The 11,712-nt window shown below is 38.4% G+C and carries 10 protein-coding genes and 1 pseudogene; 5 read left to right on the top strand and 6 right to left on the bottom strand.

Annotated features, from left to right (window positions below):
• Both GQ596_RS08100 and GQ596_RS08095 read left to right on the top strand, forming a co-directional pair.
• A pseudogene (locus GQ596_RS08100) lies at positions 1-427 on the top strand (hypothetical protein); the annotation flags it as partial.
• A gap of 234 nt (positions 428-661) precedes the next feature.
• Positions 662-1,207: a hypothetical protein gene (locus GQ596_RS08095; protein WP_160401168.1), complete on the top strand. Its 546-nt coding sequence runs from the start codon at positions 662-664 to the stop codon at positions 1,205-1,207.
• Between the two features lie 639 nt (positions 1,208-1,846).
• Here the strand turns inward: GQ596_RS08095 and mobA are convergent.
• Positions 1,847-2,425 (bottom strand): molybdenum cofactor guanylyltransferase MobA, encoded by a 579-nt coding sequence (gene mobA / locus GQ596_RS08090; RefSeq protein WP_160401167.1) that lies wholly within the window; start codon positions 2,423-2,425, stop codon positions 1,847-1,849.
• Between the two features lie 145 nt (positions 2,426-2,570).
• Between mobA and GQ596_RS08085 the strand changes: the two genes are divergently transcribed.
• Complete coding sequence (locus GQ596_RS08085; protein ID WP_160401166.1) at positions 2,571-2,840, top strand: YihD family protein; 270 nt, start codon at positions 2,571-2,573, stop codon at positions 2,838-2,840.
• A gap of 14 nt (positions 2,841-2,854) precedes the next feature.
• Positions 2,855-3,580, top strand: a complete 726-nt coding sequence (locus tag GQ596_RS08080) for a DsbA family protein (RefSeq protein WP_160401165.1) — start codon at positions 2,855-2,857, stop codon at positions 3,578-3,580.
• 108 nt (positions 3,581-3,688) lie between these two features.
• Here GQ596_RS08080 and GQ596_RS08075 read toward each other — a convergent pair whose 3' ends face one another.
• A complete protein-coding gene (locus GQ596_RS08075; RefSeq protein WP_160401164.1) occupies positions 3,689-5,656 on the bottom strand; it encodes a MacB family efflux pump subunit in 1,968 nt (655 codons plus the stop codon).
• A gap of 1 nt (position 5,657) precedes the next feature.
• On the bottom strand, positions 5,658-6,860 hold the full coding sequence (locus tag GQ596_RS08070) for an efflux RND transporter periplasmic adaptor subunit (RefSeq protein WP_160401163.1): 1,203 nt from the start codon (positions 6,858-6,860) through the stop codon (positions 5,658-5,660).
• Between the two features lie 260 nt (positions 6,861-7,120).
• On the opposite strand from GQ596_RS08070, the gene GQ596_RS08065 reads away from it, so the two are divergent.
• A complete protein-coding gene (locus GQ596_RS08065) occupies positions 7,121-7,375 on the top strand; it encodes a YfhL family 4Fe-4S dicluster ferredoxin (protein ID WP_160401162.1) in 255 nt (84 codons plus the stop codon).
• Position 7,376: 1 nt separating this feature from the next.
• On the opposite strand, the gene ispH is transcribed toward GQ596_RS08065, so the two are convergent.
• From ispH to ileS, 3 genes are all read right to left on the bottom strand, one after another.
• Complete coding sequence (gene ispH, locus GQ596_RS08060) at positions 7,377-8,324, bottom strand: 4-hydroxy-3-methylbut-2-enyl diphosphate reductase (protein WP_160401161.1); 948 nt, start codon at positions 8,322-8,324, stop codon at positions 7,377-7,379.
• 1 nt (position 8,325) lies between these two features.
• A complete protein-coding gene (gene lspA / locus GQ596_RS08055) occupies positions 8,326-8,799 on the bottom strand; it encodes a signal peptidase II (protein WP_160401160.1) in 474 nt (157 codons plus the stop codon).
• A gap of 105 nt (positions 8,800-8,904) precedes the next feature.
• Positions 8,905-11,712: an isoleucine--tRNA ligase gene (ileS, locus tag GQ596_RS08050; RefSeq protein ID WP_160401159.1), complete on the bottom strand. Its 2,808-nt coding sequence runs from the start codon at positions 11,710-11,712 to the stop codon at positions 8,905-8,907.

Here is an 11,712-nt window from a genome sequence, read left to right as displayed (position 1 = left end):
GACTTTCGAGTTGGTAGGTAGAGGTAGTAATGGTAATGAGGTTCGTTACGGTTTTGTGTTAAAGCAGTGGTTCGTCAATCGGGGTGGTCAAGCCGCTAGCGCTTCTACTCAAACAGCATGGTGTAATAGTTTGGGTTATCGTATGGTCCGGGTAAGGGATTTAACCAATGCGGTCAGAACAGGAACTAATCCTATTTCAGGCGCAGCCCCTAGCTCATCTGGTAGCCATTACCAGCGTCACATAGGCGCAGGATTTTTCACGGAGTGGGGCAACATGAACTACTACGCTGATGCGGGCTTCGTCGACCACTACTACTGGACGAGCGACGCGACGGGTAGCAACCAGTTCATTGTCGGCTGGCACTACGGCAACGTCAGCAGCTACCGAGCCAGCCTCAGCCTTTACGCTGTTTGCACCGCACCTTAGCTTTTAGCGTTTAGTTCTTAATCCTTAGGGCGCGGGGGGCGATTATGGTGCCTGAGAGGACAATATAACAAAGAATAAAGCCCCCGCGTAAGTTGGGGCTTTGAGCAGGCAAAGCCTGCGGACTCAGCGGTTTCATGACTGAAGGTCAAAAAACCGCAGTCCGACCGAAGGCGCCGAAGGCGTGGTTGGCGGCCCCCAAGGCAATAATTGGAGCAAATAATAAGGTGTCATACAATGAAAATTGAGGAAAAACTGGCATTAAGTGAAACCCCGATTAGTCTTTTGAAGGAAGGTCTTTTTTTAAAGGCCTATAACCAATCATTTTATGTGCTGAATCAGCTATTGGAGTTCAATCTAAAACCGTTAATCGATCACGTAAAAAAGCTCGACCGAGTGATTATACATGGAGGATTTCCAGTAAGTGTCATCAATAAACGGGTTCCTAATGCAGTACCGACTGTTTATGGATATAAGTTGCTTGGCGACTACGATTTAAGTGGCTATCAAGCTTGGTATCAACAGCAGTGCCACTTATACCAAAAAAGAAAAGCCCAACAAAACCAACCACAGCAAACCGCCACTCATGCAAACGAAGTGACTGCACCGAAATCATCGATTTTCACAGACTCCGAGCCAATAGCCGAAACCGCACTGAGCAAGATAAACAAAACATTAACATTACAACATTTGCTGTTTTTATCATCATGGCAACCTAACAAATATCCCCCGATTGTGGATAGTGCGTTTATTCAAGAGTTAAAAAACTATTTCAGCCAATAGCAGCGCACACGGTGCCCGATGGGGCTATTGTTTTGGGTGTGTTTTTGCTAAAAACACATCAAGAAAAACTTCAATAAAATCAATACCTTTCCTGACCGATTTTTTAGCGAAAAATCAAGCCTTTTTTGTTTTTGTGAATAGAATAAATTGAGTTCAGAGGTTTCGGACGTTTTGACCTTTGGTGAACAAAATAGCTACAGTGACCACGTCCGAGTCAGGGAATTAAAGCGAATTCCCTGACAACCCACGCTTTGGCTACAGAATGTGGCCTTCGGCAATACTCGTATCATCCTGATACTCGCCTCTACGAGGCCATCTTCGCTATGCTCAGATGTTCAAATTTGTTCCAGACAAATTTGTCCGACGCCGACGCTCGGTCTTAACGCACCGTTTGTGGACGCGTTCCCGACGCACCACAAACTCGCCAAACATCCCTGTTTGGCGTGCTAACCTCGCTCTGTTGTCGGCACATTCTGACGCCGTAACAAGACAGACAGCATAACCTTAGGTCTTTTTTGTGAGTTGTTTTTGTGTTAAAAAGCAACGCAAAAACCCCAAAAAAGTGGTCAGGAAAGGTATTGATTTTATTAAAGTTTTTTATTTTAAAAAATAACCTTAAAAAACAATTTATTATTTGTTTTATTTTTGATTAAACACATTAAGCTCATCTAATGTATTGATATTACTAAAACAAACTGCTTTATCACTAAAATCAACCGATTTAGCACTAATTTGTTCTAAAAACAGCATCAATTTACGTCCGCCTTGTTCCAAATAAGCTTGTAACTGTAAAATAATCATTTTATGAATAAGCAAGATAGTTGGATGGTGGTGTTGTCCATCATGTGGATAAATAGCATTATTATTTGCCGTATAAACCGCTAAACGGTCAATTAAGTCGTCGGGCAAAAAAGGGGTGTCACAACTGACAAATAAATTCCAATCAGTTTTACTACGCAATAGGCCACTATAAATACCCGATAACGGCCCACAAAATCCCGCTAGATCATCACTAAACACGGGGTACCCTGCTTTTTGATACTGTTGGGTATGACGATTGCAATTAATCATCATTGTGTCAACATGCGGTTTGATGCGGTCAATGACATGTTGATAGAGTGGTTTTTGATGTAATAATAACAGTCCTTTGTCGTTGCCATTCATGCGGGTACTTTTACCACCGGCTAGAATGATTGCAGTAATAGAGGGTTTTTCCATAAATTATTTCTCTTTTACGTTGCGAAAAAACAAAATAACATTACTATATAGCAAAGTTATTGCAAGTCGTAGCATATCATTTTTTTATGATTGCTTATTTATCATTATCTTCTACAGGTTTGAAGATCTACTAAAGGTAACAATTATGAAATGTCATCGTATTGATGAAGTAATGGAATTATTACAATCTGCTTGGGAAGGTGATTCTGACCTTAACTTATTACAATTTTTAGCTAAATTGTCTCAAGAAGCGGGTTTTGAAGGTGAGTTAAAAGACTTGAGTGACGATATTTTAATTTATCATTTAAAAATGCGTGGCTCTGATAAGAATGAAGTAATTCCAGGGCTAAAAAAAGATTATGAAGAAGATTTTAAATCTGCATTATTAAAAGCGCGCGGAATTATAAAAGAATAAGGAGAACTATTAATATGAAAAAAACACTTATTGCAATGAGCGTCTTACTTTCTTCTGTAAGTTGTTTTGCAGATGAAGGAAATACAACAACCAAAGCTGAAGCATCACAAGCGGTTACTGCAAATACTCAAGCGCCGATTGAATTAGATAAACAATATATCGTGTTGCCAACTAATCCATCACCCGATAAAGAAGTTATTGAGTTCTTTTCATTTAATTGTCCTAGCTGTTTTAAATTTGAAGCTCAAAATCAAGGTCCGCAAACGATTAGTAAGGCTTTACCAGAAGGCGTTAAGTTTAAACGCTACCATTTAGAGAACTTTGGACCATTAGCGAAAGATCTTGCGCAAGCATGGGCGGTGGCTAATGTGCTTGGTGTTCAAGATAAGGTGTCTGATGCGCTGTATAATGCTATCCAAAAAGAAAAAACTGTAAAAACGGCTGATGATATTAAAGCTGTTTTTGAAAAATTAGGGGTTAGCAGTGACGTTTTTGATAAAACAAAAGATAGTTTTTTAGTTAAAGCATTTATGGTACAGCAAACAGAAGCGATTAAAGAGATGAAACCAGAATCTATCCCTACTGTTGTTGTGAATCGTAAGTTTTATATTGTGCCAAATGCGCTTGATATGACTAGTGATGATACTTTTATTAATGATTATGCACGAGTGACTGCATTTGTAGCAGGTTTAGATCCTAACGCAAAAATGGTTAAAAAGGCGGGTTCTGATAAAAAATAGTACCTGTAGCAATAATTAGCCTAAGTTAGTTATTTGGTTTTAATGTTTAAATCCCTTTGCTCAATATTATGATGCAAAGGGATTTTTTTATGTTTAGGATTTTGGTGGTTATTCTCGTTCTAATGCATAAATTGGGTCGAGTTTGGCTGCTCGTCTAGCAGGGAAATAGCCAAAAATAATACCAATTATGCTTGAGAAGCTAAATGCCGCAATAATTGATATTGCTGAAAAACTCATTGCAAATGATGTGACAACGGTATTAAAAATAAATCCGATGGCAAATGAAAGTAGAATGCCTATTGTGCCACCGATTAAACACACTAATATGGCTTCAATCAAAAATTGTTGTAATATGTCACTTGAACGTGCGCCAACAGCCATGCGTACACCAATTTCGCGCGTTCTTTCGGTGACTGATACTAGCATAATGTTCATTACACCAATCCCTCCAACAATAAGCGAAATTAGCGCAATAGCTGAAACCAATAGTGTCATGACCCAAGCTGATGAGTTGATTGTTTCTCGTATGTTGTCTGAGTTAAAGATGAAGAAGTCTTTTGTACCATGACGTTTAAGCATAATTTGATTAATCGCTTGCTCGGCAATGGTTAAATCAACATTATCTTTTACTCGTACTGTGATGCTTTTTAATGAAGTCTGCCCAACCATGCGGTTAGTCACGGTGGTATAAGGTAGCCAAATATTTAGGCTTTCATTACTGCCAAATCCCTGTTGTTGTTTTGTTGCAACACCAATAATCCTTACTGGCAGTTGTCCAACCATTAAAATTTTTCCAATAGGGTTTTGATTTGCAAATAGTCGTTTCACTGTGTTTTCGTCGATAACAGCATCTTGAGCTGAGGTGATAACACTTGTTTCGTCAAACGATTTGCCTTGCGAAATGTTGTAACCCCGAACAGCAAAAAACTGTTCCCCAACCCCATTGACTGTGCCCGTTACCGCTAGGTTGCCAATGCGAAAATAAACACTAGTGGCAAGATTCGGTGTTGTACTGTGTACAAAACTTTGTTGAGCAAGAAAGTCGGCATCTGATGAGCGTAGTGTGGTGATTTTGTCTGCGTTGCGGTCGCCAAAGCCTGAACCTGCATAGATTTCTAGTGTGCTGGTTCCTAATGAGTTGATGTTAGATAGAATTTTTTGCTTGGTGCCTTGCCCTAATGCAACAACTGACACGACCGATGCAATACCAATAATAATTCCTAACATTGTTAAGATGGTTCGTAATCGTTGTGAAAGCATTGATAACATTGCCATTTTAAACGCATCACGAAAACGGTAGTATTTTGCTAAGAAGTTATCTTGAGTTTTTGTTGTTTTGATTTGTTTTACTTGGCGATTAGCATCTTGCTCAGATGGGTAATTAGGATTAATTGAATCAGAGATGATTTTTCCATCACTAATTTCAACAATTCGCTCAGCACTTTTGGCAATATTTGAATCGTGAGTGACGATAATAATTGTGTGGCCTTGCTGATGTAATTCTCGCAATATTGCCATTACTTCTAAACCACTTTTGTGGTCAAGTGCGCCAGTGGGTTCATCAGCTAAGATGATTTGCCCGCCATTAATTAAAGCTCGGCCAATACTGACACGTTGTTGTTGTCCTCCTGATAACTGGTTAGGTTTATTATGAATTTTATCGCCAAGCCCTAAACGCGTTAGTATTTCGCTTGCTTTTTTTTGCCGTTGTTCACTTGTAACACCAGCATAAATAGCAGGAATTTCGACATTTCCTTGTGCTGTTAGTGCGTTTAATAGATGATAACGTTGAAAAATGAAGCCAAAATGTTCACGTCGTAATTCGGCTTGCTCATCGGGTGACAATTCGCTGGTTGTGCGTCCGTTAATTGCGTAAGTTCCTGAGGTTGGTTTATCTAAGCAACCTAAGATGTTCATCAAAGTGGATTTCCCTGATCCCGATGTCCCAATAATCGCGACCATTTCGCCTGCATTAATTGTCAGGTTGATGTTTTTAAGAACTTGTATGGTTGAGTCTCCTGCTGGGAACTCACGAACAATGTTATCAAGTTTGATAAGGGGGATATTATTTGTCATATTAGAATCGAACCCTTGGTGCTCTTGCGTTATTACCGACTAAAGCACCATTAGCGCTGCTAACTACAATCGTATCACCTTCTTTAACTCCTGATTTTACTTCAACATTGACATTATTATCGATGCCTAGAGTAACTTCGCGCTCTTCAATTTCTTTAGATTGATTTAATAGATAAACAATAGCTTTATTATTGCCTAATTTTTTTTGAATAGCTTGAGAAGGAATGGTTAGTACATCTTTTGCTTCAGATAAAACGATATAAACTTGTGCCGTCATTGAAATTCTTAACACATGATCAGGATTGTCTACATCAAATAATCCATTGTAATAAATTGCACTTTTGGTTGTTGATGATGAACTTGATATTGCGTTTGTTTCTGTGTTAATTGATTCGGGTGCGGGTTCTATTGCTCGTAGCGTTAACCCATCAAAACGCCTATTAGGCTGGCCTAAAATAGTAAAATAAACGGGCATGCCTTTTTTAACGTCAACAACATCGGCTTCCGAAATTTGTGCTTCAATGGTCATTTTGTCGAGCTGGGCGACTTTGACAATCGTTGGTGCGCTTTGAACAGAGTTTACCGTTTGTCCTTGATTTACTGGGATAGCAACAATGACGCCATCAATCGGTGAACGAATTTTGGTATACCCTAAGTTAACTTTTGCCGTATCTACAGCAACTTGTGCTTTTACAATATCGGCATCAATTGCGGCTATATCGGCTTTAATTGCATCAAATTCTGCTTTTGCTGCATCTAAGTCGGATTGAGCACCAACCCCTTTATTGACGAGTTTTCGTTGACGTTCATAAGTTAATTGGTAGTTAACCAATCTTGCCTTTTTGGCCTCACGTTGTGCTTCTAAACTATTGAGTGAAGCTTCTGATTGTTTTAAATCATTGCTTTGTTTTAGATCATCAATCTCGGCAATCATATCACCTTGTTTTACTTCGTCACCCAATTCAACATACAGTTTTTTAATCTGACCAGAAACCTGTGCACCAACACTAACTTGTTTAAAGGCACTAATTGTGCCATCAGCAAGAACTGTTTTTTCAACATTACTTTTCGTTACAGGCGCTGTAATATAATTTATTGTGGGGGTTGAATTAGATGTGATTAAGTATGCAATATAAATAATTGCAAAAATGATGGTGACTATAAATAGATATTTTATTTTTATCAATTTTAACAATGTTTTCATCCTTTTATGTTCTTATTGTTATTTTAACATTCTATCGTAACAAACTAAATGTTATTGATAATTATTCTTAATAAAATGTAATGATTATGAAAATTTAACTCACATACGTTATCACTTTTATGCTAAAAAAAAAGGTTGCCAAAAACTTTTTACAAATAATTGTGTTGCTCAACAAGCAATACGCGGATCCTTATTCGGATTTATTGTTGATTGCGCTATAATGTCATAAATTTTTTGTAGTTGATAAAGATAATAAGGCAATGGCGTTAAAAATAACCAATAAATGTATTAATTGTGATATGTGTGAACCAGAATGCCCAAATGAGGCTATTTCAATGGGGTTTGATACATACGAAATTGATCCCAATAAATGTACCGAATGTGTGGGTTATTATGATCATTCGACTTGTCAGCGTGTTTGTCCAATTCAAAATGCGATTATTGCTGATCCTGAACATATAGAAACGCCAGATCAGCTACTGGCAAAATCTGAATTACTTAAACGTTCTTTTTAGCTTAGTTTGATTTAACGTCAATACGTAATTCTTTTGGAATTTCAAAGGTAATGTTTTCTAAAATCCCATCCGTTTCGATTAACGAGGTGCAACCCAAATTTTTTAAGTGTTCGATCACGTCTTGCACTAAAATATCCGGAGCAGAAGCCCCTGCTGTGACGCCTATTGTTCTAGCGTTAGTTAACCAATTATGATCAATGTCTGAAGCAAAATCAATCAAGTAAGCCTGTTTGCTGTTGCGTCTTGCGAGTTCAGCTAATCGATTTGAATTTGATGAGTTTTTAGATCCTACCACTAATACAACATCGGCTTGCGCTGATAATTGTTTTACCGCTTGTTGACGATTCGTTGTGGCATAGCAGATGTCGTTTTTACGAGGGCTACGTATATTGGGAAAGCGTTCTTTTAAAGCAGCAATAATTTCGGCTGTATCATCAACTGATAACGTGGTTTGAGTGGTAAAACAGAGGTGATTTTCGTTTTTTATTTGTAGTTTTTTTACATCGTCAATAGATTCAATTAAATAGATACCACCTTCAGGGTTGTTATATTGCCCCATCGTGCCATCGACTTCGATATGGCCTGCATGACCAATTAAGATGACTTCTTCACCACGATAACTTGAACGAGCAACTTCCATATGGACCTTAGTAACTAATGGACAAGTGGCATCAAACACACGCAGTTGGCGTTGTTTTGCTTCTTCTCGAACTGCTTTTGATACTCCGTGGGCGGAAAAGATTAAAATAGTATTGTCTGGGACTTCTTTTATATCTTCAATAAAAATGGCCCCAAGTTGTTTTAATCGATTGACGACGTAGCGATTATGAACAACTTCATGGCGTACATAAACGGGTGCACCAAAAAGTTCTAGTGCACGTTCAACAATGGTAATAGCACGATCAACACCTGCGCAAAAACCACGCGGATTGGCCAAAATAATTTGCATGCTATGCCGCCGCCTTTTTGGATTTTTTATAGCTACAGAGAATAAATAATCCAATACCTACACAAATAGCACAGTCAGCGATATTAAAGGTTGGATAGTGCCAATCACCAAAATTAACATCAAGGAAGTCAATAACAAATCCATGGTAAAGGCGGTCAAATAAATTACCCAATGCGCCACCTAGAATGAGTGATAAAGAAAAATTCTCTAATTTTTGTTGGCGAGTATTTCGGTATAACATATGCAAAATTACTGCGCTGATAATCAAGGCAAGAATGGCAAGCATTGTACGTTGCCCTTCAAAGATGCTAAAAGCTGCGCCAATATTACGCACATAAGTAATTGAGAAGAAAGGTAAAAGGTTTACTGATTCAAATAGAAAGAAGTTATTTATGATCCAAAATTTACTTGCAATATCTATAACAAAAACAACCATTGCTAATGATAACCAATAAAGTCCATGATCTTTTTTCATATAAGTTCGTGCTCATTATTATATTTCCGCCGACAAATTGCCGGCGGAAAGTGGGAATATTTTTTATAGCGCTAAATTTTAGCGCTATTATTTGTTTGATTTTTATTATGCAAAATGTCTAACTTCGCCATTGCCGTGAATGTTTTGTTCACAACGTTTACATAAATGCGTTGTTGGTTCATTGTCTGTTGTATAGTGCCAGCAACGAGGACATTTATCGCCTTGCGCTTTTGCTAGCTCAATTTTAAGACCTTGAATATCACTTTGTACGGCATTTTCTGGCGCGGTTTGTAACGGTTTTACACTCGCTTGTGAGGTGAGTAAAACAAAACGTAATTCGTTTTCTAATTTAGTTAATGCGGTAGTAATCGCTTCATCAGCATAAAGCGTAATAGCTGCTTCAAGCGCACCACCGATCACTTTATCATTACGCCCTTGTTCTAGGACTTTATTTACTTCACTTCGAATCGCCAAAATTTGTGACCAATATTCGCTATTTAATGCTTCGCTATCTGACAATGTAAATAGTGAGCCATACCATTCGTCTTCAAACACAAATTCTGATTTTTGTGAATTAGGTAGATATTGCCAAATTTCATCGGCAGTAAATGATAAAATAGGTGCAATCCAACGAACTAATGCCTGTGCAATATGGTATAACGCTGTTTGACAACTGTGACGTGCGATACTATCGCTTTTTGCTGTGTATTGGCGATCTTTAATGATATCTAAATAGAACGATCCCATTTCGATTGAGCAAAATTGCATAATACGTTGTACGACTTTATGGAAATCATAATTTTCATAAGCTTGAACGATTTGCTCTTGTGCTTCTTTTGCCATACTAACCGCCCAGCGATCAAGGACAACCATATCTTCTGGTTTTACCATATCTTTAACAGGATCAAAGCCATTTAAATTTGCTAGCAAAAAGCGTGCAGTATTACGAATACGACGATAACTATCGGCTGAACGTTTGATGATTTCATCAGAATAGTTCATTTCGCCAGAATAGTCTGTTGAGGCAATCCATAAACGTAAAATATCAGCACCAAGTTTATTCATTACATCCTGTGGAGTAACGATATTTCCCAGCGATTTTGACATCTTACGCCCTTGTCCATCGACAACAAAACCGTGAGTTAACACTTGTTTGTAAGGTGCTTTGTTATCAATTGCTGTTGATAACATTAATGACGACATAAACCAACCGCGGTGTTGATCTGATCCTTCTAAGTACATGTCAGCTTCGTGTCCTTCAAATTCAGGTCGAACACGAACCACTGATGAAAATGTCGATCCCGAATCAAACCAAACATCTAGCGTGTCAGGTACTTTGCGATAATTTTCAGCATCAGAACCAAGCAGATCTTTTATATCGGCATCCCACCACGCTTGAATACCTTTTTGCTCCACTAATTTAGCAACTTTTTCAACTAGTTCTAGCGTATTTGGGTGTAGTTCTTCGGTCTCTTTATGGACAAATAGCGTCATCGGAACGCCCCATGTGCGTTGTCGAGAAATACACCAATCAGGGCGATTTGCTACCATGGTTTCAATTCGAGCTTGTCCCCAATCAGGGATCCATCGAACTTGTTTAATCTCTTTTAATGATTGCGTCCTTAAACCTTGTTTATCCATGCTGATAAACCATTGTGGTGTTGCACGATAAATCACGGGTGTTTTATGTCGCCAACAACATGGATAACTGTGTTCGATATTTTCAAAGTGTAGTAATGCGTTATGTTCTTTTAGTATTTCAACTACCACTTTATTGGCTTTGAATACAAATAGACCATCTAACCCTGCGCCAGTTCCCGGCAAGTAGCAACCATTACCACCAACTGGATTTGCGACTTCTAACCCATATTTTTGACCTACCATAAAGTCTTCCGTACCATGCCCCGGTGCGGTGTGCACTGCACCAGTACCCGCATCAATTGTGACGTGATCGCCAAGTACAATAGGTTCATCAAAATCAAGGAATGGGTGTTTGAAGCGTAATAATTCAAGCGCATCACCTTGGCAACTGCCTAAGATTTTCCAATCACTGATATTTGCACGTTTCATTACTGCTTCAACTAAATCAGCAGCTAAAATTAAGCACTCTTTATCATTGATTTGAACTAATTGATATTCAAAATCAGCATTTAAAGCAATCCCTCGGCTAGCAGGTAATGTCCAAGGGGTTGTTGTCCAAATAACGGCATAAATAGTTAAGTTTGTTGTGATACCAAATTTGCTAGCTACGGCTTGATTGTCAACCGCTTTAAATTTCACATCAATGGCTGGCGATGATTTGTCATAATATTCCACTTCGGCTTCGGCCAATGATGACATACAATCGGTACACCAATAGACAGGTTTAGCACCTTTCACTAAGTGGCCATTTTTAATCACTTTACCTAAAGCGCGAATAATATTGGCTTCGGTATCATAATTCATTGTAAGGTAAGGGTTTTGCCAATCACCAAGCACACCCATGCGAATAAAATCAGCTTTTTGTAGTTCAACTTGTGAAGCTGCATAATCGCGGCAGATTTGACGAAACTCAGCAGGTGTTACTTTTACGCCTGGTTTACCAACTTGCTCTTCTACTTTTTGCTCAATAGGTAAACCATGACAATCCCATCCTGGAATATACGGGGAATCATAACCACTTAAGCTTTTTGATTTGATAATAATATCTTTGATTATTTTATTAACTGCATGACCTATATGAAGTTTTCCGTTTGCATAAGGAGGACCATCATGCAAAATAAAGGCTTTTTTGCCTTTTTTCACTTGTCGGATCTTTTGATAAAGCGCTTTATCGTACCAGTGTTGCAACATAGCCGGTTCACGTTTAGCAAGGTCACCTCGCATCGGGAATCCAGTTTCCGGTAAATTCAATGTGTTTTTATAGTCTGTCAT

This window comes from Gilliamella sp. Pra-s60 (assembly GCF_009795755.1).
In the GTDB taxonomy this organism is placed as follows: Bacteria; Pseudomonadota; Gammaproteobacteria; order Enterobacterales; family Orbaceae; genus Gilliamella.
Note: the sequence above shows the minus strand (reverse complement) of the source record. Positions and strands in the feature narration are given on the sequence as shown.